General features: G+C 50.7%; 20 protein-coding genes. 1 reads left to right on the top strand and 19 read right to left on the bottom strand.

The window, feature by feature from the left end; all coding sequences use genetic code 11:
- Window positions 1-613: 613 nt before the first annotated feature.
- The 11 genes from ACLUYS_RS04400 to lepB form a co-directional block, all read right to left on the bottom strand.
- Window positions 614-1,936 carry an O-antigen ligase family protein gene (locus ACLUYS_RS04400; protein WP_242745287.1) on the bottom strand — a complete coding sequence of 441 codons (1,323 nt, stop codon included), beginning with the start codon at window positions 1,934-1,936 and terminating at the stop codon, window positions 614-616.
- Window positions 1,937-2,496: 560 nt separating this feature from the next.
- Window positions 2,497-3,237: a sugar isomerase domain-containing protein gene (locus tag ACLUYS_RS04395; protein WP_255658219.1), complete on the bottom strand. Its 741-nt coding sequence runs from the start codon at window positions 3,235-3,237 to the stop codon at window positions 2,497-2,499.
- A gap of 312 nt (window positions 3,238-3,549) precedes the next feature.
- Window positions 3,550-3,966 carry a GtrA family protein gene (locus ACLUYS_RS04390; RefSeq protein ID WP_230267361.1) on the bottom strand — a complete coding sequence of 139 codons (417 nt, stop codon included), beginning with the start codon at window positions 3,964-3,966 and terminating at the stop codon, window positions 3,550-3,552.
- Window positions 3,967-4,346: 380 nt separating this feature from the next.
- Window positions 4,347-5,240, bottom strand: a complete 894-nt coding sequence (tsf, locus tag ACLUYS_RS04385; RefSeq protein ID WP_412659220.1) for a translation elongation factor Ts — start codon at window positions 5,238-5,240, stop codon at window positions 4,347-4,349.
- A 23-nt stretch (window positions 5,241-5,263) separates the two neighbouring features.
- Window positions 5,264-6,232 (bottom strand): 30S ribosomal protein S2, encoded by a 969-nt coding sequence (rpsB, locus tag ACLUYS_RS04380; RefSeq protein WP_230267359.1) that lies wholly within the window; start codon window positions 6,230-6,232, stop codon window positions 5,264-5,266.
- A 379-nt stretch (window positions 6,233-6,611) separates the two neighbouring features.
- Window positions 6,612-7,508, bottom strand: coding sequence for a tyrosine-type recombinase/integrase (locus tag ACLUYS_RS04375; protein WP_230267358.1), 897 nt, complete (start codon window positions 7,506-7,508; stop codon window positions 6,612-6,614).
- Window positions 7,509-7,709: 201 nt separating this feature from the next.
- A complete protein-coding gene (gene trmFO / locus ACLUYS_RS04370) occupies window positions 7,710-9,056 on the bottom strand; it encodes a methylenetetrahydrofolate--tRNA-(uracil(54)-C(5))-methyltransferase (FADH(2)-oxidizing) TrmFO (protein WP_230267357.1) in 1,347 nt (448 codons plus the stop codon).
- Window positions 9,056-11,299, bottom strand: a complete 2,244-nt coding sequence (gene topA, locus ACLUYS_RS04365; RefSeq protein WP_288875654.1) for a type I DNA topoisomerase — start codon at window positions 11,297-11,299, stop codon at window positions 9,056-9,058. The genes trmFO and topA overlap by 1 nt, the downstream gene beginning before the upstream one ends.
- Before the next feature lie 620 nt (window positions 11,300-11,919).
- Window positions 11,920-12,522 (bottom strand): ribonuclease HII, encoded by a 603-nt coding sequence (locus ACLUYS_RS04360; RefSeq protein ID WP_289068836.1) that lies wholly within the window; start codon window positions 12,520-12,522, stop codon window positions 11,920-11,922.
- A 35-nt stretch (window positions 12,523-12,557) separates the two neighbouring features.
- Window positions 12,558-13,496 carry a ribosome biogenesis GTPase YlqF gene (ylqF, locus tag ACLUYS_RS04355; protein ID WP_230267354.1) on the bottom strand — a complete coding sequence of 313 codons (939 nt, stop codon included), beginning with the start codon at window positions 13,494-13,496 and terminating at the stop codon, window positions 12,558-12,560.
- A complete protein-coding gene (lepB, locus tag ACLUYS_RS04350; protein ID WP_288339120.1) occupies window positions 13,496-14,119 on the bottom strand; it encodes a signal peptidase I in 624 nt (207 codons plus the stop codon). The genes ylqF and lepB overlap by 1 nt, the downstream gene beginning before the upstream one ends.
- 411 nt (window positions 14,120-14,530) lie before the next feature.
- Here lepB and ACLUYS_RS04345 point away from each other — a divergent pair, with 411 nt between their 5' ends.
- On the top strand, window positions 14,531-15,274 hold the full coding sequence (locus ACLUYS_RS04345; protein ID WP_230267352.1) for an MBL fold metallo-hydrolase: 744 nt from the start codon (window positions 14,531-14,533) through the stop codon (window positions 15,272-15,274).
- Between the two features lie 135 nt (window positions 15,275-15,409).
- Here the strand turns inward: ACLUYS_RS04345 and rplS are convergent, their stop codons facing one another.
- From rplS to ACLUYS_RS04305, 8 genes are all read right to left on the bottom strand, one after another.
- A complete protein-coding gene (rplS, locus tag ACLUYS_RS04340) occupies window positions 15,410-15,760 on the bottom strand; it encodes a 50S ribosomal protein L19 (protein WP_230267351.1) in 351 nt (116 codons plus the stop codon).
- A gap of 408 nt (window positions 15,761-16,168) precedes the next feature.
- Window positions 16,169-17,491: a M15 family metallopeptidase gene (locus ACLUYS_RS04335; protein ID WP_412659217.1), complete on the bottom strand. Its 1,323-nt coding sequence runs from the start codon at window positions 17,489-17,491 to the stop codon at window positions 16,169-16,171.
- A 276-nt stretch (window positions 17,492-17,767) separates the two neighbouring features.
- Window positions 17,768-18,583 carry a tRNA (guanosine(37)-N1)-methyltransferase TrmD gene (gene trmD, locus ACLUYS_RS04330; protein ID WP_230267349.1) on the bottom strand — a complete coding sequence of 272 codons (816 nt, stop codon included), beginning with the start codon at window positions 18,581-18,583 and terminating at the stop codon, window positions 17,768-17,770.
- A complete protein-coding gene (rimM, locus tag ACLUYS_RS04325) occupies window positions 18,580-19,077 on the bottom strand; it encodes a ribosome maturation factor RimM (protein ID WP_230267348.1) in 498 nt (165 codons plus the stop codon). Before rimM ends, trmD begins: the two co-directional genes overlap by 4 nt.
- Window positions 19,078-19,131: 54 nt before the next feature.
- Complete coding sequence (locus ACLUYS_RS04320) at window positions 19,132-19,380, bottom strand: KH domain-containing protein (RefSeq protein ID WP_230267347.1); 249 nt, start codon at window positions 19,378-19,380, stop codon at window positions 19,132-19,134.
- Between the two features lie 4 nt (window positions 19,381-19,384).
- A complete protein-coding gene (gene rpsP, locus ACLUYS_RS04315) occupies window positions 19,385-19,657 on the bottom strand; it encodes a 30S ribosomal protein S16 (RefSeq protein ID WP_230267367.1) in 273 nt (90 codons plus the stop codon).
- A 61-nt stretch (window positions 19,658-19,718) separates the two neighbouring features.
- On the bottom strand, window positions 19,719-20,363 hold the full coding sequence (locus ACLUYS_RS04310) for a PBECR4 domain-containing protein (protein ID WP_230267346.1): 645 nt from the start codon (window positions 20,361-20,363) through the stop codon (window positions 19,719-19,721).
- Window positions 20,364-20,954: 591 nt separating this feature from the next.
- Window positions 20,955-22,045, bottom strand: a 1,091-nt coding sequence (locus tag ACLUYS_RS04305) for a signal recognition particle protein (protein ID WP_412659216.1), incomplete at its 5' end; no start/stop codon positions are given.

Genomic DNA, 22,045 nt, shown 5'->3' with positions numbered 1-22,045 from the left:
AATTTCTTGATCTGTCTGTAAAGTTTTCAAAGAGCCATCTGTTTGTGAGAAACTCGATATCTCTCACAAGGCTTGCTTATCATATCATCATCAGAAATCTCTGTCAACAGTTATTTGTGAATTTCTTTAATAATTTCACTTAAGCTGCTTTCTTCGATATCTAAAGGTGATTTGACGACTGAGAGAAGCAATTCCCCTCAGCGCTCAACTATAATAACACGGGCATCGAAGCGATGCAAGCATTATTTGTGAATTTTTAAAATATTTTCACGAGTTGATTTCAAGCGCTGTTTCCTTGCGCAAACAGCTTTCTTATTTAATCAGAGATTTCCCCTTCTGGTCAAGCATTTTATTCTCGTAAGCCGGAATTAGAAAATTGAAATAGTAAATTCCAGCCTTGGGCAAATTTTTTTCGTTTTGTCTTTCGGAAAATCCCTCCCCGTTTCCAGCCTATCGAACCGGGGAATTCGCGGTCCTTAACAGCACCAGTAGAGCTAGGGGCTGCTGTCTTTCCAGACAAAAAATCCAGCCCTTTAAAAGCGGCTGGAAACGTAAAGGATTCAGGATCAGTAAATATTTGTCTGTCCGGTTTTCTCCATCCAGGTTATCTATGTCAGGATCCCGGCGGCCCGGTTCGTATGGACGAATATGGATACGGTTTGACCGGGCTGGAAGGACTGACCGCCTGCACCGGCTGCGAGACAGCAGGAAGCATCTTGCTGTAGGTGTAGCGGCTGGCGGAAGCGGAAATCGGAGCGGTATAGACCGGACGGACAGGAACGGATACGGCGGTAAAGGCCGGTGCGCTCTGTTCCTGACTCTGGTAAACCGGCAGACTCATAACAGTAAGCAGAACGAGAGCTGGTGCCGGAAAGTTAACAGTGCAGTCCGCAAGGCCTTCAATCAGGACAGCGCCAGTGAGGCAGAGAACGAGCGGACGATAATACGGAAGATCGGCGTTGCCTTTCATATCCCAGGCAGCCTTGAACACATTGCTGGCATAGACGCAGATAACGAGCGTGCCGACCAGTCCGGAATTGAGAAGAAGATCGAGGATCAGATTATGGGCGTGCGGCGCGGGCGGTGTCATCAGCTGGCGCCAGATCATGTCGTAATACTGCGGACCGCCGCCAAAAAGCCAGTTCTGCGAAATGCCTTCGATCGCGCCCTGCCAGATTCCGATGCGGGCATCGACGGATTTCATCTCGCCAAGCCGCGGAATCAGATGCGGGAAGAGAAGAACCAGAACGCCGAGAACGCCTAGCAGAACGATGCTGATCCAGAACGGCTTTTTACTCTTTTTAAAGAACAGGTAAACCGGAACGAAGAGTACGGCCGGAGCGAGCGCCATGCGGCTGCCCGTCAGATACAGGGCACATAAGTTCAGGATGGAGGCACCTGCCCAGAACAGCTTGCCTTCGGCTTTTTTCGTATCCAGAAACAGATACAGACAGATCGCCAGGAAGAAAACGGCCATAGCCGCATACAGGTTCGGGTTATAAAACGTCAGGCGAATACGCGCGAATTCCGGCATCTGCATGAGGCCGTCCAGCAGACTCATCTGATGGATGCCCACGAGATGGCTGAACTCCGCGAAACCGCCAAGCGCAGCCAGGCAGGAAAGAACGCCGGTCGCCTGCATGCCGATTTTCAGCGTCCTCGGATTGAGTATCGGGCAGATCAGCGCCACGCTCATGGCGATGATAAACGTTCCCGCGGAATTGAGAACTCCCATGCCGTTTCCGCTGGCCAGCGAGGAAAGCATCTGAAGGGATGCGAACGTATAAATCCAGAAAGCGCCAGGCTGTCTTGCAATTGAGGATATCAGTTTTCCTTTACACGCCGCGATCAGAACGACAACGGCCAGTATTGCCGTCGCGTATTCAAAGGGCAGGAAAAGAAGACCGGATCCCGCGATCATGATCCACTCATCCATGGAAGAGGAAGCCTGTACGTCATCTGTACTCTTATTTTTTATGTGAAGGAAAGCGTTTGTAAGGGCCATCGGCCTCGGCCATTGGCCGTCACTTTCCTGAATTTGACTGATCCTTTTTCTCATAAGGAAGAATTTACCACAATCTGTAAAGCCGGTCTTCATCCTCGCATTAATGTAAGCCCGTACATTTTTGTAATCGCTTCCTGTCAATCTGTTCAGGTGTTTTCTTTCCATAATCCTTCGCATTTATGACAGTTTTGTACGATTTCACAACGATTCTTCCCTTTTTCCTGCGTCATTTTTGCGGGCGTTGTTCGGTTCGATCCGCCCGTTTTCCATTCTGGAAAACAAGCCGGCCGCTCCCTTTTTCCACACCTCTTCCGCTTCCTTTTCCGATACAGAAAAGACGCAGAGCCCCGGTTAAATAGGGGCTCTGCGTCAGAAATCTTGAAGTCTATGGAATGATCCGTTTGAAGGACAGCCAGAAGCCGGGGGCAGCCGGATTTCGTCGATCCTCAAAACCTTAAGACTTTCAGGTCGATATTCTGAAATGCGGTGTTTTAGAGAATATCGATGCGTCCGCGATATTTCTCGAGATACTTGCTGTTCCATTCGTCGCCATGATCCACATTGCCGGATACCCAGATTTCCGGATCCACGCCGCGATCGAGCAGACGGTCAACGACTTCCGCCATGATACCGATCAGAAGGTGCATGCCGACAATGGTCGAGGGCGAAGCAAAACGTACGCCTTCGGGCAGACGCTCGTCTTCCAGAACGGCATCGCCTTCAATGCCGCAGGCATCCAGAACGAGATCGCTGACATCTTTCAGTTTCAGGCCGGAGGAGTGGCGGGAAGCGTATTTGTTCGTATAGTCCAGAGACGTCAGGGCGATGACTTTCATGCCTTTCTTATGCGCAGCAATCGCCATATCGATTCCTGCCGGGTTGCGTCCGGAAATGGATACGATGAGCATGATGTCCTGAGGCTTGGTCACAAAGCCTTCCAGACATTTATCCGCCGTGTTTTCCAGACGTTCCATAATCTGGCACAGACGAATATCGGGATAGATGGCATACTGCGGAACCAGAATAGCATTGACCGGAACCAGACAGCCGGTGCGGTAGCACAGCTCTTCGCCAAACATCTGGGAATGACCGCCGCCAAACACGTGGAGCACGCCGCCGTCGGCCATGGATTCAGCAATCATTTCTGCAGCCTGATCGATCGCCTCTTCCTGCTCCAGAGATTTTGCCATCTGCTGCTGGCAAACCTCAAAAAACCGCTTTGCGTTTTTCATTTTCAATTACCTCTCTTTAATCGAAGCTCAAAAAATGTAAGGGCTCTACTTATATATGTAGCGTTGCACCCCTGAGAAATCAACAAAGTGCCGGTAATTGTCCGCGCTGTGCATTAACCGATTTTCCATTTCAAACGTTTGGTCCAAGGGAATCGATCGTATGGGCCCACTTGTCTTTACGAGTTCTGGCGGTCCTTCAGACAGCGCATGTTCTGACCAGGCTTCTTCGTATTGTGTTTCTTTATGCCGCAGTTCTGCGTACTTTCCTTCTGAAGGGGGATAAAAAAAGGATGCCCTGAGGCATCCAGAAATCTAGCTCTTCTTGAAAATAATGGTTTTGGAGAAAAAGTAGTTGAGGGCGATGATGATGATATTGGCGATGACTTTCCAGAACAGTGCCGGCCAGTTCATCATATCGACCGCGAAATACATGATCGCCAAATCGAAAATTTCGGAAACGAAGCGAAATCCCGCAAAGGAAACGAATTCACGGATATCCCGCTTCCATCCCTGATGACGGGAATTGAAGACGAACAGCTTGTTCGTGATGTACGCCACCAGAACCGCCGCAATCCAGGCAAGAATGTTACTGGCGGTATTGGAAATGTGCATCTGATCGTAGCTGATATGGTAGACGAGAATATTGGTCGCGGTCGCAAATACGCCCCAGAACGCATAGCGAATGAGTTCTTTATATTTAATCAGCAGAGCCTTTATCTTGTCGATCATACGTTCCTCCCGTGTTTGTTCTATGGCTTAACGAATTTGAACATCCTGTAAGGATCAAACACGTATATTGCTTTCAAGTTAATAAGACTAAACATTTTATCAGGCCGGCGCACGAAATGCAAGAAATTGCATGCGATCGGCTCCTGTTCAAAATGTCCGTTCTGTCTAGAAAGACAGGCAGAAACCGTTTCGATTCCGCCGTCTTTTGAAATATGATTTACATCTATCCATTTTGCGTCCGCAAAATGTGAACATTTTAAAAGATTTATGGAAGATTGGCGATTTTCTTTTTCACCAGAGAAATCCTTCGTTTCAAAAAGAAAACCCGCTTGCGCGGGTTCTTTTTGATTCAGGATAGATTTGAAACTGGAAGCGATCGACTACTTCGCAGCTGCCATCTGGGCAACAACTTCAGCAGCGAAATCTTCTTCTTTCTTTTCGATGCCTTCACCAACCTGGAAGCGGATGAATTCAGCAACGGAAGCACCATTCTCTTTGAGATACTGGTTAACTTTCTTCTTGGAGTCGAGGAAGAATTCCTGATCGAGGAGGCATTCATCCTGGAAGTGCTTGCTGACTTTTCCTTTGAGGATGCCGGCAATCATCTTTTCAGGTTTGCCCTGCAGTTTCGGATCTTCTGCGATGATCTTTCTCTGAACTTCTTCTTCGTGAGCGAGTACGTCAGCTGGTACGTCAGCCTGGCTGATGTAGCTTGGACGCATGGAAGCAATCTGCATAGCGATGTTCTTCGCTACTTCTTCGCTTCCGCCGCTCATTACTGCAAGAGCGGAGATAGCGCCTTTGTTGTGCATGTAAGCGCCGAAGATCTGATCGTCTGTCTTCTCAACGATAACGAGACGACGCAGAGTGATTTTTTCACCGATGGTTGCTGTAGCGGAAACGATCAGGTCGTTGATGGTGCCGGAAGGCGTAACGATCTCGAGGGCTTCTTCTACAGTAGCCGGTTTCTTTTCGAGCAGAACACCCTGGATGGTGTTGAGCAGTTCGAGGAACTGATCGTTTTTGGAAACGAAGTCAGTTTCGGAGTTTACTTCAAAGATGACCGCGGTATTTCCGTCTGTTGCTACGCGGGTCAGACCTTCAGCAGCAACGCGGCCAGCTTTCTTTGTGCTTTTTGCAATACCGTTCTCACGCAGCCAGTCAATGGCTTTTTCCATATCACCGTCGGTTTCAGTCAGGGCTTTTTTGCAGTCCATCATGCCCGCGCCGGTTTTTTCGCGGAGTTCTTTTACCTGTTTAGCAGTAATAGCCATAGTTCAGTCCTCTTTCTGTCCGACTAAGCGGCTGTATTTTCAGCAGTTTTTTCTTCTGTTTTTGCTTCAGCTTTAGCTTCTGGTCTTGGTCCTCTTGGGCCCTGGCCGTCTCTTGAACCTCTGTAGCCCGGACGGTTGCCGTAAGGACGCTTGCCAGCATTGCGGCGTTCCATATTTCTTTTACGACGCTCTTCAATACGGGCTTTACGGCGTCTTTCGTTTTCAGCAATCTGAGCTTCAACATTGCGGACAACGTCTTCCATGTTGACATCTTCTTCAGGATTGTCGAGGTATGCGATTTCAAGCAGGCCGCCTTTTGCGTCTACGATAGCGTCTGCAAGAATGGTTGTGAGCAGTTTAATGGAGCGAATTGCATCGTCGTTGGAAGCGATTGGGAAATCTGCATCTTCTGGATCGCAGTTGGTGTCGAGCAGAGCGAATACAGGGATACCCAGTTTTTTAGCTTCGAGTACAGCGATGTGTTCTTCCTTCGGGTCAACGATAACGATGGCATCCGGAAGTTTTTTCATTTCCTTGATACCGCCAAGGGAAGATTCGAGTTTCGCTTTTTCTTTCAGGATCTGAGCCTGTTCTTTCTTCGTGTAAACTTCGAGTTTTCCGCTGGCTTCCATTTCTTCGATTTCAACCAGACGTTTGATACGTTTCTGGATGGTGCGGAAATTGGTGAGCAGACCGCCCAGCCAGCGTTTGTTTACATAGAAGGAACCAGAGCGAAGAGCCTGTTCTTCGATGATTTCAGCAGCCTGTTTCTTTGTGGAAACAAAGAGAACTTTTCCTCCGCGTTCGGAGATGGCTTTCAGTTCGTTGTAGGCATTTTCTACCTGTTCAAGAGTTTTGTTGAGGTCGATGATGTAGAGCCCGTTTCTGGACGTATAGATATACGGTTTCATTTTTGGGTTCCATTTGCGGGTCTGGTGTCCGAAGTGAACACCGCTCTCCAGCATCTTCTTCATGGATACAATGTTTGACATAGTTTGTCCTTTCCGTTAGTCCTCCACCCTTTCAAAGGGATGCAACATTTCCATGCACGGGCATCCGAATTCAGGGTGTGTGTAATGTAATCCGCGGTTAAAACCGCAATGAGCATTATAGCAAAGCCCTTTTCAGATCTCAAGGATTGAGACACTTACCGTCCGAAAAGTTCATACGTAAAGTGCGAAAGCCGGATTTCACCGGCGTGCTGCAGCTGGAGTCCAGTCCGAATTCCTTTTTTTCGACGAAAAAACTTCTGTTTTCTCCAGAAAACAAAAAGCTTCCGCAAAGCCGAATACAGTCATTACGGAAGCCTGAAGTACTAAGAAAGAAATTCGTACGAAGACAAAATTTTGTACGAAGACAGAACGTGAAAAATCAGGACGTCTTCTCGTCGACCATGAAGTCTTCAAAAGCTTTCTCGCAGATTTTCTGCAGTTTCTCTGTGGAAACGTGCGTATACACCTGCGTCGTCGACAGTGAAGAGTGTCCAAGCAGTTCCTGGACGACGCGCAGATTGGCCCCGCCGTCGAGCAGATGGGTGGCAAACGAATGGCGAAGCATGTGCGGATGAACGTTCATGTTCATGCCGATGCGATCCGCGTGGCTCTGCATACGGTACTGCACGCCGCGAGGCGTCAGCGGCTTTCCGTTCTTGTTATAAAACAGAAGTCCCTTCCCCGCAGACTGCGCTCGATATTTCAAAAGCAGCGGTATGAGCCATTTGGCAATGGGAACCACACGCTCCTTCTTTCCCTTGCCGACAATGACCAGTACGCGCTGATCCAGACGGATCTGCTCCCACATCAGCGAACACGCTTCCGACACACGAAGACCGCACGCGTACATCAGCGAAAACAGTACCTGATCGCGAAACTCAAGCGGATTGGACAGATCAAAGCCGCTGAGAAATTCCCGGACTTCTTCGACAAACAGAAATTCCGGAAGACTCTTTTCTTTCTTGAAGCCGTGAATGCCTTCAATAGGTACCTGCTCCATGCGGCCGCTTTCAAGCATCCAGTGATAGTAGGAGCGCAGCGTGCTGAGCTTGCGGCACATTGTCGAATTGGAAAGCATTTCGTTTTGCGGACTCTGGCGCAGATCCGCCAGAAATTCGAGAATGGCCAGCCGGTCGGCCTGCAGGTCGCTTAAGTGATGCCGGTTCAGCCAGTCCTGAAACTGACCCAGATCGTGCAAATACGCCTGGCTCGATGCGTCAGAGCGCGAGTTGGCGTAATACTGAAAACGGATGAACGCCTGAATGCGTTCATCCATTTTTTCATTTTCTAAACCCGTAGGCTGAAGAGGTGCGGCCGAAACGGAATCCTCCGTTCTGTTTTTGACTGTATCCATTTTCTGCCGCCCCTTTTCTATTGGAATTTTATGTTCTTATTTCTGGTTCTTACTTCTAGTTCTTGCGTCTGGTTCTTACGTCTGATTCTTGCTTCTCGTTCTTGTTTCTTTTTTCGGCCGTTTCTATTTTGAGTCGTCGGCCGATCCATTTTCCTTTGCGGGCTGATCCGCATTGACCAGAGCGGCCACTTCGTCAATTCGAGCCAGCGCATTGGCAGCAAGCTTTTCCTTGCGCTCTTTTTTCTTAACCTTTTCGGTCAGTTCAAAGATGCCGAAGTTGGCGTTCATCGGCTGGAAATGCTTCGGATCGGCATGGGAAATATAGTAGGCCTGTGACCCGATAGCCGTCTGGCGGCCAAAGAGAACTGGTTCTTCGCCTTTGAGCTGTCTGGCCATTGCGATGCCGGCCACCAGTCCGGACGCGGCGCTTTCCACATAGCCTTCGACACCGGCGATCTGTCCCGCAAAGAACACATCCGGGCGGCTTTTCAGGCGATACTGCTCATCGAGCAGAAGCGGAGCCTTTAAAAACGAGTTTCGATGCATGACGCCATAGCGGCTGAAGACCGCGTTTTCCAGACCGGGGATCATCCGGAACACCCGTCTCTGTTCGGGCCAGGTAAGATGCGTCTGGAAGCCGACGATGTTATAGAGAGAACCCGAAAGGTTGTCCTGGCGGAGCTGAACAACCGCTACAGGGCGTTCCCCTTCCCGTTCGAGACCGACCGGCTTGAGCGGACCAAAGAGCAGCGTCTGATAGCCTCTTCGTGCCATTTCTTCGACCGGCATGCAGCCTTCGAACACTTTGGGATCTTTTTCAAAATCGTGCAGTTTCGCGCATTCCGCTTCGATCAGCGCGTGATAAAAGCGGTCATATTCTTCCGCATTCATCGCGCAGTTAATATAGGAAGCTTCGCCGCGATCGTAGCGGCTTTTGAAATACGCCTTGGAAAAGTCGATCGAATCTTTTTCGACAATCGGTGCGGCGGCATCAAAGAAATGCATGCTGTCGATGCCGGTCAGCTCTAGAATCTGATCCGCCAGCTTGTCCGAGCAGAGCGGGCCGGCTGCAATGATGACCGGTCCTTCCGGAATTTCGGTGACTTCCTGACGTGCAACCGTAATATTTGGATGATTTTCAATCGTCTCGGTCACGATCTGCGAGAAACGCTCGCGATCGACGGCCAGTGCAGAGCCGGCGGGCACGCGGCTTTCGTCGGCTGCCTTGAGAATCAGCGAATTGAGCCGGCGCATTTCTTCTTTCATTACGCCGACTGCGTTGTTGAGCGAATCGGAGCGCAGCGAATTGGAGCAGACAAGTTCCGCAAATCCGTCTGTATGGAATGCAGGCGGATAGGCAATCGGCCGCATTTCATACAGCGTGACGTCAATCGAACGGTTTGCAAGCTGCCAGGCGGCTTCACAGCCGGCCAGTCCGCCGCCGATGACGGTTACTTTCGTCTCGCTCATCAGCTGTTTTCTCCAGACATGGAAGCCACGGCGCTCTGTTCCGCTGCCGCTTCGGCAGCGGCTTCAACGGCCGCATCCACCGCAGCGTCTTCCGCAGCACTCTGGGCCGGATCGACGTCTTTTGCGGCTTTTGGCGTCTTTTTAATGTAGCGGCACTTTGGATAGTTGGAGCAGCCGACGAACGGTTTTCCGTAGCGGCTGATGCGTTCAACAAGCGGGCTGCCGCATTCCGGACACATTTCGCCGGTCGGCTTCGGTTTGGCTTTTTCCTTCAGCGGTTCAATGTGCTTGCATTCCGGATAGCGGGTGCACGCCCAGAACGGACCGAAGCGGCCTTTCTTGATCTGCATGTGGCTGCCGCATTCCGGGCAGATCTTTTCGGTTTTCGCGAGTTCGTTTAAAACGGGATCCGCGTTTTCGGTATATTTGCACGTCGGGTAGTTGATGCAGGAAATGAACTTGCCGTAGCGGCCGTTGCGGTAGACGAGATCGCCTCCGCAGTCCGGGCAGGCGCGGCCGACTTTTTCAAGTTCCTTCTTCGGCATCTTCTCGTAGGCTTTTTCCACGAGCGGTTCGAAGTCATCGTAAAACTCCTTCAGGAATTCCACGTAGTCTTCCTGGCCTTCGGCAATAATGTCCAGGTTCTTTTCCATGTCCGCGGTGTACTGGACGTTAATGATCTTGCGGAAAAATTCCTGAAGCTTGGAGTTGGTCAGTTCGCCCTGTTCGGTCGGACGGAAGACTTTGGTCTTCGAGCCTTCGCTGCTCGGTTCCAGTGTAACGTAGCTGCGGTTTTGCAGGGTATCGATAATCGAAGCGTACGTCGACGGACGGCCGATGCTCTTTTCTTCGAGCGTCTTGATCAGTCTGGCTTCGGTATAGCGTGCAGGCGGTTCGGTGAAGTGCTGGCTGGACAAAATTTCGACGCGGTTCATCACTTCGCCCGGTTTCATGACCGGCAGCAGGCTGTTGGTCTGCTTTTCGTATTTGGAATACACCTTCGTGTAACCGTCGAACAGCATCGTCTGGCCGCTGGCGCTGAATTCGCAGCCGTCGGCTTCGAACTTGACGCTGGTCACATTGAACTGTGCATCGGCCATCAGAGAAGCCAGCGTTCTTGCGTAAATGAGCGAGTACAGACGGTACTGTTCGTTGGTCAGATACGGACGAACCTTGTCCGGCGTCTGGGTGATGTCCGTTGGACGGATGGCTTCGTGAGCGTCCTGCGCGTTTGTGGAGTTTTTCTGGTGCGCGGTGCCTTTGTAGTCGGAACCGTATTCGCGGTCGATGTAGTTTTCCGCATCGGTTACGAACAGCGGAGAAAGACGGGTGGAGTCGGTACGCATGTAGGAAATCAGACCGGTGGTCGTTCCGCCGAGGTCCACACCTTCATACAGCTTCTGGGCGATGTTCATCGTCTTCTTGGCGCCGTAGCCGAGCTTTGTGGACGACTCCTGCTGGAGAGTCGACGTCGTAAACGGGAGCTTTGGCGCTTTGCTTTTCTTGCGGGTGCTCACGCTCTTTACGGTAAAGGGGATGGATTTGGCCCGCTCGAGAATCGCGTTAGCTTCCTGTTCGTTTTTGATTTCGGCTTTCTTGCCGTCGACTTTGGTCAGCGACGCTTCGAACGTCGAGTTGCCTTTTTTGACTTTGGCTTCGATCGTCCAGTATTCTTCCGCAACGAATTTGCGGATTTCTTCTTCGCGCTCCACGATCAGGCGCAGGGCAACGGACTGAACGCGTCCGGCGGATTTGGACTGGATCTTGTTCTGGAGCAGTTTGGACAGCTTGAATCCGATAATGCGGTCGAGAATACGGCGGGCTTCCTGCGAGCGCACCAGGTTCATGTCGATCTGGTGCGGATCCTGAATGGCCTGCGTTACGACCGGCTTGGTAATTTCATGAAAGGTGACGCGGTTGTTGTCATCCGTCGAAAGACCAAGTTCTCTCGCCAGATGCCAGGCGATGGCTTCTCCTTCACGGTCCGGGTCGCTTGCCAGAATGACACCGTCGGATTTCGACGCGAGACTTTTCAGTTCTTTTACGACTTCCTTCTTTTCCTTGGAAATGCGGTAGGTCGGTTTGAAGTCGTGTTCGATATCGATTCCCAGACCGCCTTTGCCGGAGGTCGCAAGATCGCAGATATGACCTTTGGAGGACACAACTTTATAGCTGTCTCCTAAATATTTTTCAATTGTCTTTGCCTTGGACGGCGATTCGACAATAACAAGTTTCTTTTTCAAATTGGAATGCCTTCCTTTCTCTAAGCACTCCATGCGGCTTCGGGGTAAATTCCGGGAGGAACCTGCAGCCGGAATTCGCCATTCTGGACGAGCGGTCTGCACCTTCCCGGCAGGGGAGTGCTGTTTATTGAAACGTTCATAGTTCTAACATCAGATTCCGCGAGTTTCAATTCCTTTTCCTGACAAGTGTAATTCCGTTTCAAAACAAATGCCTTCCTGCACTTTGGAGTCGATCACGGATTAAGGCGCGTCCTTTTGCGGATGGAACCTGTAGAGTATGAAAACAGATTCCGCCCCAAACGTCATTTTTCAAAGCCTGCGATGGGAAATTTCCATACAGAATGCTCATTTTTTCACAGACGATCTGGCAATTGCTTTTCTTGCGTTCTGAATTGAGATCCTGTCCACTTCCGATAGGAAAGTATCACGAGCTCATTCAAGCCGGCTCACGTTTTAACCGTAATTCGACTACTTCCAAAACTAGAACAGGCGTCTGAATCGTCCATTTAAAAACACAAAACTAGTCATTTCTTCAATTCGTACATTCGACAGGATGAAGGATATTTCATTTTCAGTAAAGAGACAAATTGCGGCATTCGCCTGTCCATGAAAAAAACGCCTCAGAATAACGTGAGACGTTCCTGTTTTTCTAAAATGCGGGCGACGGGACCAAAGCTTTTACGGTAAAAGTCGGTCACGCCATACTGTTCGATGGCTTCCAGATGCTTTTTCGTCGGATAGCCCTTATGGGATTTGAGTCCGTACCAGGGATACGCTTCATCGAGCCCAAGCATGTAATGATCGCGGGTCACTTTGGCAAGAATGCTGGCAGCCGCAATCGAAATCGATTTTGTATCGCCCTTGATGACGGCTTCGTGATGATCGCAGTTTCTCAGCGGCATCGCATCGCTCAGCACAAAGTCCGCCTGCGATTTTTCTGCAATCTGTTCCATGGCCTGCTGACAGGCGCGGTAAATATTGAGCGTATCGATCGTCTGCTCCGAAACGAGAACAATCCAGTAGGCTTTTGCGTCCTGGACGATCTGCGCGAACAGCGCTTCGCGTTTCTTTTCCGAAAGCTTTTTGGAGTCGTTGATCGCTTCGTTGACATAGCCCGGCTCAAAAATCACGCCAGCAACGACTGCCGGTCCGCAAAGCGGGCCCCGGCCGGCTTCATCCATGCCAAGAATGTATCGATACTGGCCCCAGAGCTCTTCTTCCATTGGATGCTTCATAAACGACAAGGACCTCGACTGTCCTATTCTGCCGAACTGGCTGGTTTGGAAGCGTCTTCTGCCTTTTCTTCGGAAGAATCCGAGACAGAGGTCTGGTCCGCGCTTTCCTTTTGAGGCGGCAGTTCCCACGTAATGCGGCCAAGCTTGCCGGAACGGATGTCCTGAATGAAGGTGCGCATGGTACGGTTTTCATCCACGGATCCTCTCTGAAGCCAGCCTTTTTTGCGGGCGGCCGCTTCGAGCGTTTCCCACGGCGTCTCTTCGATGCGATCGAGCGAATACGTCTTGAGCAGCGCTTCGGGATTGTGTTCGCACAGGAATCCGGCGCAATAGAGAGCCACATCGTCCATGTGCACGACATCGTCCTTGATCGATCCTAACGCGGCCAGAATCAGGCCGCTGTGCGGATCGTCAAATTTTGGCCAGAGTACGCCTGGCGTATCAAGAACTTCCAGATCGCTGCCGGCTTTGATCCACTGCAGAGATTTGGTGACACCGGGACGGTCTCCGGTAACGGCAGCTTTGCGGCCGGCGAGTCCGTTAATAAAGGTGGACTTGCCGACGTTAGGAATGCCGACGACCATGGCGCGCAAAGCCCGCGGACGAATGCCGCGCTTTTTCTGCTTTTCAATCAGCGCCTTATTGAGTTCGAGACTTCTGGAAATGATCTTGTTGCGAAAGCCGCCTTTAATCAGATCAACCGCCATGGCGGAGACATGATCGCTCTGCAGCGCTTCAATCCAGGCTTTCGTCTGCACCGGATCGGCTTTGTCCATCTTGGACAGAAGGACAAGACGCGGCTTGTTTCCCGCCAGCTCTTCGAGCAGCGGGTTGGCCGAAGAAAACGGCATGCGCGCATCGCGGATTTCGATGATGAAATCCACTTTCTTCAGGTTTTCCTCCATCTGGCGGCGCGCTTTGGCCATATGTCCAGGAAACCACTGAATAATTGAAGAAGGCATTATTTAACCCCCAGTTTGTTGAACGGGAACAGGACGAGAACGCCGGTTCCGAAAATTTCATCGCGTGTGATCGGGCCGACATCCGGCGAACGGGAGTCCATGGATTTCATACGGTTGTCTCCCATGACCCAGTACTCGTCTTCGCCCAGCGTTACGGGACCAAAATCAAAGGTGAAAGGTCCGTAGTCCTGCTGGTTGTGTTCGGCTTTATAGGAAGCCAGAGCGCTGTCGATAAAGTCCTGCTTCAGATAGGCGCTCTCATCGAGCTTTACACCGTCAATGTAAACGTCACCGTTTTTGGCTTCAACGGTTTCGCCCGGCAGGCCGATGACACGCTTAACCCAGCGCTCGGTCTCACCGTCTTCATTTTTCTGGTTGACCACAACGATATCGCCGCGCTGCGGATCCGAAACCATCGGGGAAATCACGCTGGTAAATCCATATTCGCCATCCTGCAGCGTCGGGTCCATGGAGTGGCCGACAACGGTTACGGGGTGTGCGATAAAGTTTACAAACAGCATGATGACAATGGCACTGATCACAAACACTTTGACGAAATCCAGAATGTCGTCAAGCAGGGTGCGGTTATCTTCGTACTGATACTGTTTCTTTTTTCTAGCCATACTGATTCTCCAATTTCTAATCTCCGTCTTCTGCGGACGGTTCGGGTTCGGGTATAAACGTTCGAATCGATACAGGACCGGCGGCCTTATATGCCGCGTCCGTCATTTTGTATCGTTCTGACTTTTTTCTCTGAATTCGCCTGTACAGACTGCGAAAAGAGACTCTCTTATTATAAACAGATTTTTTGCGCGTCCAATGTGAGGCCAAAAAGCCCACTCGCTGCCGGATGTACAGGTTCCACTATAGCGGCTAAACCTTAAAAAAAGCAGAAAAGCGCAAAAATCAAAAGGCGCTCTTCCCCGTTTTCTATACATCCCTGTCGAGAACGGAAAAAACGCGTCGACCGCGCATTTTGAAATGACGATAATACAAACAGACAGGCGATACTCGCCTGCGCAAGGAGAGCGTGTATGAACGTTACTGTTTTAGGCTGCGCCGGCTGGATTCCTGGTGCGGAACAAACCAGCTGTTTTCTGATCGAAGATCAGTCGAATCTCATTTTATTAGACGCCGGAACCGGCGCTGCCAACCTGGCGCAGCACAGGGAGCTTCTAAAGAAATACGATACGCTGACCATTCTTTTCTCCCACTATCATCTCGATCATCTCAACGGTCTGATTTATCTGCTTCCGTATCTCAAAGGCAAGACGCTGCGGCTGATGGGACCAGGAAAACTGGCGTACGCGCAGACCACGTCCGAGTTTCTGCACGATCTGATTCGTTTTCCGTTTTTCTCCCGTCCGCTCGATCGCTTCGCGGATCAGGTGATCATCGAAGACTTTCCTTCCGAACACTTTCAGATCGGCCAGACCGACATCAAGCTGCGCCCGCAGGTGCACTCCGCACCTTCGTATGAAATCACGGTCAACGACCGCCTGATCTATGCCACCGATACGAAATTCAATCCCGAAGACTGGAAGGGCCGTCCGGGAAAAGTTCTTCTGCATGAGTGCTGGGACATCTGCGACAATCCCGCCAAGCCGCATTCCTCTCTGGAAGGCTTAATGGACGGCTTAAAGGATTCTCCATGTGAGAAAATTCTGCTCATCCACAAAAATCCGGAGTGGAGTGAATCGGATCTGCAGACCATTGAACAGCGGATTGCCGGCACGCGCTTTGAACTTGCTCATGACGGGATGTCCTTCGAAGTCTAGCCTCCTCAAATCGAGAAGGCAATATAGGACGGACGAATACACAAAGCCGCACAAGGCCGCAGACAGAATCTTTTCCCGAATTCGTCTGGAAAAGCGAAAGAAAACCCGAGATTTTCAAATCTCGGGCTTTTGTTTTTAGCGACGTACTTCTTTAAGACGAGCGGACTTACCGGAGCGGTTTCTGAGGTAACGCAGTTTGTTACGACGTACTTTACCGTGACGAACAACTTCGATCTTGTCGATGATTGGGGAGTGGAGCGGGAATTTACGCTCAACGCCTACACCGTTGGAAATCTTACGAACAGTGAATGTTTCGCCGATTCCTCCGCCTTTGCGTTCGGTAACTACACCTTCAAATACCTGGATACGGCTCTTTTCGCCTTCTTTGATGCGAACGTGAACACGTACAGTGGATCCGGAACGGAATTCCGGGATGTCATTGCGAAGCTGGTTCTTAGCCACTTCGTTAACGAGGTTAAGATTCATTTCGTTCTCCTTTTATACACGCTTCTGCCTTTTGAAGATTCATAACCATGGTATCTGTCAGCGGAATCCGCAGAATCGTTGAAAGTTTATCATTTTGCACCGGGACAGGCAAATATTTTCTATTTCTGTGTCCGGGAAAATTTGCAGAAAAAGCCGTGATTCTCCTGTCTTTCCAGATCGTCGGGCAGGCGGTTTAAGCGGCCCTCCAGACATAGAAAGGCCCCGTCCTGGTACGCATCCATTTCCCTGAGAGAAAATCGTTAAGCGTGACGGGGATCTGCTGCTTTTAGAGTGCCAGATCTGACCGTTAAGTCATTGGTTTTGTAAATCCCTGGAAGCAAAGCGATCAAAAGGCGTGCAGAACGGTTTCGTTTTCTGCTTTTTATAAAATTACGCTTTCTTCAAAGATCAGGCTTCTGGCGGAATATCGGGGATAACCGGCTCTTCGGGCTGCGGTTCTTCCGGCTGCGGATCAGCGACGCCTGGGTCATAGATATTCGAGCCGTCATCATAGCCAGGATCGACGTAGCCTGGGTCCTGGATTCCCGGATCGACATAGCCGGGATCTTCTACGACATCCGGCGTTTCTTCCACCGGCTCTTCGTTTACAATCGGCTCTTCGACCTGCGCGTTTTCGGCTTCAGTATTTTCGCTTTCCTGCGAACTGACCTGCTTGCGGGTTGTGGAAGCGTGCGGGTATTCAAAGTGCTTGTAGTCATTCATGCCGGCGACATCGCCTTTCCAGACGAAGCCTTCCTTCACGAACGCCGTAACCGCATAGTCATCAGCGTAAATATAATGGTCGCCGTTGATCGTACGGTCGAGATACAGCTGTCCTTCCATCGGGAAGACGCTCAGACTTGATCCGTTATCCTTGATCAGCGGGTTATAGAGCGGGTTCAGGTCGATCGCATAGCCCATCTCGTGCACGTCGCCGCGGCTGTCTTCGCCAAGACCAAAACAGAGGCCGACGGTGTTGTTATCGGAGAAGGATTCGGAAATGCGGGTGCCGTAGGCGTCCGGCAGGATCATTTTCTGAATCGGATAGCGGTGGGTATACAGATCGTAGAAGACGTTTTCGGTCTTTTCGGCAATCTCCTTATTGACGACAATTTCGCCGACTTTGGCTTTGCCTTCAAAATCATAAAAAAGCACCCGCACATAGCGCAGATCTTCGAGCGGGATCTGATCGGTATAGCCCATCTTCTTTAAGCGTTCGCTGATCCTGTCATCGATTTCTGAAGAAAAGAAGCAGTCGCGCAGTTCGTCATCGGAAAGAATGGAGACGTTGTCGACGGTATCGAGCGCGTTCATCGTCTTGATGCCGGCAACGATATCGTCATGACGGGCTGCATTCGGGCTTGCAGTCCGATTTGTGGAAATGGCGTCCTGCAGACGGGAAAACACGTTAAAACGGGCCAGACCGTAAATGCCGCCGCCAATCAGGAGGACTGTACACAGACCCAGGATGGCCACTCGATCGCGGCGAAGACGGCGTTTCGGTGCCTTTTTCCGGGACTTCTTTCCAGCGGGCTGCGGCTTTTTGGGCGCAGCGGATCTGGTTTTTGAAGCGTTCGTCCGGGCTGTATTTGCGGATCGGGCTGTATTTGCCGATCTGGAAGAGGCAGAGGCCTCCTTGGGTTTCGGTTTGGATATAGAGGAAGAAGAAGCGGAACGCGATCCGCTCTTCTTTGGATTTTTCTTATTCATGCTGGTCGGATTTGAACTCATACGCTTATCTTAACGATTTTTACACTAAGCGCAAAGAGAGCATACGATGACGGCCCTCTCTTTCCAAAGCGTTTGTTAAGGGCGCAGACTATCCTCATTTTTATAGCTTTCATCTTAAGAAGATGAAAGCGCCCGCATCTTCAGACACCGAAGCGGGTCAGGTTTTCCAACGGGCGCACGCACAAAAGCCTTCGCTTTCCGATCGAGCGAAGGCCTTCTTTTTAAAACGTATAAATCCCTGAATTCTGTAAACCGATCGGCAGGAGCGATCCCGGATCAGTCATTGCTGTTTGCTTCTGCAACGGTATCGATCCCGTCGGCTGCATCCGCTGCCTTTGCGTCGGCTTCTGTTTCATTTTCAGAAGCCGCGGTGCGCAGTTCTTCCTTGAGATCTTCGAGATAAATCCAGTCCTGACGGGACAGATCCGCCTTTTCGAGCAGATCCGGCCGATGGAGCAGCGTATTTTTGAGCGCCTGCTGCCGGCGCCATTTCTGGATGTTGGCATGATGACCGGAAAGGAGAACTTCCGGAACTTCCTGTCCGTCGTAAACAGCCGGTTTGGTGTACTGGGGGTATTCGAGAAGACCGTTATAAAAGGAATCGTCGCTGCTCGAATCCTTTTTGATCACTCCGTCCACCAGACGGAAAATGGCATCGCACATTGCTGCCGCAGCCGGTTCGCCGCCTGTCAGTACAAAATCGCCGAGGGAAAGCTGAATATCGGCGTGCGCACGGATGCGCTCATCAAAGCCTTCGTAATGGCCGCAAATAAGAATCAGATGCTCCAGTTTGGAAAGCTCGAGCGCTTTTTCGTGCGAAAAGCGGCTTCCCTGCGGACTTAAAAGTGCGACGACGCTGTTCGGTGTGCGTACCGATTCGAGGGCATCGAGGACCGGCTGGCACATGAGCACCATCCCCGCGCCTCCGCCATAGGGCGTATCGTCCACGTGACCGTGTTTGGACTGGGTAAAGTCGCGGAAGTTGACGAGTTCGACTTCAATCAGACCTTTGTCGATGGCACGCGAAAGGATGGACGTCTTCATCATCCCTTCAAAATATTCTGGAAACAGAGTAAGAATCGAAATTTTCATCGGAGCCCTTCCATATCTTCAATCACAATTTTCTTTTCTTCGGGATCCACCGTGCGCACGAAGGCTTCGACAAATGGAAGCAGGTAGCTTTTCTTCCTGTCTTTGGGATCGGTAACGCGAAGCACCAGATTGGCGCCGGTTTCAAGAATGTCGGTAACCTTTCCGGTCAGTTCGCCTTCCGTTGTATACACATCGCAGCCGTTAAGCTGGTGGTAGTAGTATTCGCCTTCTTCGAGTTCGCCGAGTTCTTCTTCGGGCAGATACAGCGTCTGGTTTTTCAGCTTTTCCGCCTGTTCAATGGTCGTGATTTCCTTGAAGCGAACATAGCCAAAGCCTTTGTAGACCGAATAATTATCGACGGTCAGCTTCGTATGATCGGCCAGGTAGAGGGTGTTGCCTTTCGCAAACCGCACGTCTTCCTGATCGGTGAAGAGCATGACCTTGCATTCCCCTTTCAGGCCGCGGGTATTGATAATCTTTGCGATTCGAATCATCGTGTTTCTCCTTTGAAAAAAGCTGCAGGGTTTCCTGCAGCTTTCTGGTCATTATTAATAGGCTTCGAACTTCACAAGAATGCGCTTGTGGATCGAGCGTGCCGCTGCGGACATCATGGAGCGCAGAGCGCCGGCGATAACGCCTTTGCGGCCGATCAGTCTGGCAATATCCTTGTCGTCGGCATATACATACAACAGGATTTCCTTGTCGCTGGCCGAAGCCATGGTTTTGACCGACAGAGCCTGCGGGTGATCTGTCAGTGGTTCACACAGATCATACAGGGTTTTTTCCAGATCAATCATTGTCTTACTTTCCGAGTTTGGATTCGTGGAAGGCTTTCATTACGCCTTCGCGGGAAAGAATGCTGCGAACCGTATCGGAAGGCTGAGCGCCAGCCTGGAGCCATTTGAGAGCAGCTTCGTGGTTGAGCACAACCGGAGCATCTTTCTTAATTGGGTTATATGTGCCGATTTCTTCGATGAAACGGCCGTCACGCGGGCTTCTGGAATCCGCAGCAACAATACGGTAGAAAGGCTGTCCTTTCTTACCCATTCTTCTTAAACGCAGTTTTACCATGATTAATGTTTCCTTTCGTGTTTTTGCCTGATTAGAATACCACATCAGAATGAGCCGTCAAGCATTAATGCTTGACACGTACTTTCACATCGAGAGGCGTCATTTTTGCGATGTATTTGGTCGGATACGCCCGGTCCCGGTCGTTGCTTCGAATGAAATAGCTGCGCACAAACCAGCCGTCCTTTCCTTCATCGAGACCGATATGGACCGTTTCGTCCCCGTAAATGCGATACAGAATCACTTTGGCCTGCAGCTTTGTGCTGCCCGCCTTGGACGGATCGAAAAGGACCGCCTGCGGATTTTTGGCCGTTTCGATCATCTGTTCGATCATTTCGTATTCGTGCTTATAGTACTGAAACTCTTCCGGACAGCTTTTAGCCAGTTTTGCGAACGTGATCTTTCCGTTCTGGATGTTGTTCCAGCCGCGGATGCCGGAAAATTCGCTCAGATCGCTCAGCTGATTTTTGACGATCGAGCCGATGGAAAAGAGATGGCAGAAGCCGGACCGTTCAAATTCAACCGGCGCCGAAAAGGACTTCCCATTGCGCTTTCCATTCGCGTCCACTTCATTAAATGAATAAATGAAGGTCCGATCCGCCAGTTCTTCTTCAAAGCGTCTGGCCAGATTCTGAATGGACGGTACGTTTCGTCTTGGCAGCATGTACATGAACGTCTTGCGCAGCCAGCGAATGATTCGGGTTTTCTTCATCGTCTTCTCCTCGTCTTCTTTTATGCTTTTATGCTTCGTTTTTTCGTATTTGCCAGGTATTATTGGAAACAGAATCCTGTACGGCTTTTACAAAATCCAGTCCGGATCTGCCTGCTCTTTTTTCATGATCTGTCCAGTACTTCATAGCCCTGGGTGCGCGATGCGCGTCAGGCGGTAAACCTCAGGCGGTAAACCATGGAAAACGTACAGCCAGACTTTCTGGCGGCTGCGTGATAATCCCGGTCATGTTCAATGCGCCACTTTGCGATTTCGACTTTCTGCTCCAGCGTATAGTCGCCATGAAGCAGTTTCTTCTCCTGGTTTTCCGTTTTTGCTTCTCCCTTATATGGAGAATATGGAGAAATTGTATCGGCTTTCCTTACGCCGCAAAATACAGAAGGAAAAGAAACCGGTATTTCAGAATGCGCGCAGGCAAAGTGTCTGTTTTGGGATGGTATTGGCCATTCTCGCATGGATCTGTTTGAAAAAGCAGGAACAGCCCTCCATGCAAAAAGCTCCCTTTTCGAACTGTACGTCTGTTTTTTTTCGCGCATCTCTTCGACGGGAGCTTTTTTTCGTATTTGCTTATTTTTATTTTTTCTTTTTCTTCTTGGATTTCTTCACTTTTTTGCTTCCCGCGTGTTTGGAAGCGCCGGGCATTCCGCCGCCGCGGCGCATCGCCGCAAACGGGTTGAGGCCGCCCATGCCGGAAGACATCATCTTGGAAAGGCTCGACATCTGCTTCTGCTGTTCGATCAGCTTGTTGACGTCGGCAACTTTCATGCCGGAACCGCGGGCGATACGAATCTTGCGGCTGCTCTTAATGCAGTCGGGATGTTCTCTTTCCCACGGGGTCATGGACTGGATCATGGCCTTGAAGTGCAGGATCTGGTTGTTGACCTTGTCGTCATCGAGCTTCGCGCCCATCTTGCCCATGCCTGGGATTTTGCCAAGAACGCCGGAAAGCGATCCAAGGCGGGAAATCTGATCGTACTGGGCAAGCATGTCGTTGAAAGTGAAGACACCGGCCATCATGCGCTCAGCGGATTCCTTCGCCACTTTTTCATCGAGCTTATCCTGTGCCTGTTCGATCAGGGAGATCATGTCGCCCATGCCGAGGATACGGTCTGCCATACGATCCGGATGGAACTCTTCAAGATCGTCGACTTTTTCACCGCTCGATACAAAGAGAACCGGTACGGACGTGATGGAGCGAACGGAAAGAAGACCGCCGCCTCGTGCGTCGCCGTCCATCTTCGTTACAACAAGGCCGGTGATTTCGAGTTTTTCGTTGAATTCCTTAGCTACCGTGACGATATCCTGACCGGTCATCGCATCGACCGTCAGCAGGATATCCTGCGGTTCGATTTCCTGCTTCATCTCGCTGAGTTCTTCCATCAGCGCTTCATCGATGTGCAGACGGCCGGCGGTATCGAAGATGATCATGTCAAAGCCGTTCTGGCTGGCATAGGCTTTGGCTGCTCTGGCGGTTTCTACTGCCGGAGTTTCGGCGCCGAGCGAGAAGACTTCGACGCCAATGGACGCGCCGAGGGTTTTCAGCTGTTCAATCGCAGCCGGACGAACGACGTCGCAGGCAGCGAGCAGGACTTTTTTCTTGAGTTTTTCTTTCGCAAAACGGGCGATCTTGGCGGACGCGGTCGTTTTACCGGTACCCTGAAGGC

This window comes from Allobaculum sp. (genome assembly GCF_047010065.1).
Lineage (GTDB): Bacteria > Bacillota_I > Bacilli_A > Erysipelotrichales > Erysipelotrichaceae > Allobaculum > Allobaculum fili.
This window is presented reverse-complemented; position numbering and strand designations above follow the sequence as displayed.

Bases quoted from the DNA above. Each gene is read 5' to 3' on its own strand.
- ACLUYS_RS04400 (WP_242745287.1), bottom strand. From the start codon at position 1,936: ATGGATGAGTGGATCATGATCGCGGGATCCGGTCTTCTTTTCCTGCCC.
- ACLUYS_RS04395 (WP_255658219.1), bottom strand. From the start codon at position 3,237: ATGAAAAACGCAAAGCGGTTTTTTGAGGTTTGCCAGCAGCAGATGGCA.
- ACLUYS_RS04390 (WP_230267361.1), bottom strand. From the start codon at position 3,966: ATGATCGACAAGATAAAGGCTCTGCTGATTAAATATAAAGAACTCATT.
- tsf (WP_412659220.1), bottom strand. From the start codon at position 5,240: ATGGCTATTACTGCTAAACAGGTAAAAGAACTCCGCGAAAAAACCGGC.
- rpsB (WP_230267359.1), bottom strand. From the start codon at position 6,232: ATGTCAAACATTGTATCCATGAAGAAGATGCTGGAGAGCGGTGTTCAC.
- ACLUYS_RS04375 (WP_230267358.1), bottom strand. From the start codon at position 7,508: ATGGATGAACGCATTCAGGCGTTCATCCGTTTTCAGTATTACGCCAAC.
- trmFO (WP_230267357.1), bottom strand. From the start codon at position 9,056: ATGAGCGAGACGAAAGTAACCGTCATCGGCGGCGGACTGGCCGGCTGT.
- ACLUYS_RS04360 (WP_289068836.1), bottom strand. From the start codon at position 12,522: ATGGAAGAAGAGCTCTGGGGCCAGTATCGATACATTCTTGGCATGGAT.
- ylqF (WP_230267354.1), bottom strand. From the start codon at position 13,496: ATGCCTTCTTCAATTATTCAGTGGTTTCCTGGACATATGGCCAAAGCG.
- lepB (WP_288339120.1), bottom strand. From the start codon at position 14,119: ATGGCTAGAAAAAAGAAACAGTATCAGTACGAAGATAACCGCACCCTG.
- ACLUYS_RS04345 (WP_230267352.1), top strand. From the start codon at position 14,531: ATGAACGTTACTGTTTTAGGCTGCGCCGGCTGGATTCCTGGTGCGGAA.
- rplS (WP_230267351.1), bottom strand. From the start codon at position 15,760: ATGAATCTTAACCTCGTTAACGAAGTGGCTAAGAACCAGCTTCGCAAT.
- ACLUYS_RS04335 (WP_412659217.1), bottom strand. From the start codon at position 17,491: ATGAGTTCAAATCCGACCAGCATGAATAAGAAAAATCCAAAGAAGAGC.
- trmD (WP_230267349.1), bottom strand. From the start codon at position 18,583: ATGAAAATTTCGATTCTTACTCTGTTTCCAGAATATTTTGAAGGGATG.
- rimM (WP_230267348.1), bottom strand. From the start codon at position 19,077: ATGATTCGAATCGCAAAGATTATCAATACCCGCGGCCTGAAAGGGGAA.
- ACLUYS_RS04320 (WP_230267347.1), bottom strand. From the start codon at position 19,380: ATGATTGATCTGGAAAAAACCCTGTATGATCTGTGTGAACCACTGACA.
- ACLUYS_RS04310 (WP_230267346.1), bottom strand. From the start codon at position 20,363: ATGAAGAAAACCCGAATCATTCGCTGGCTGCGCAAGACGTTCATGTAC.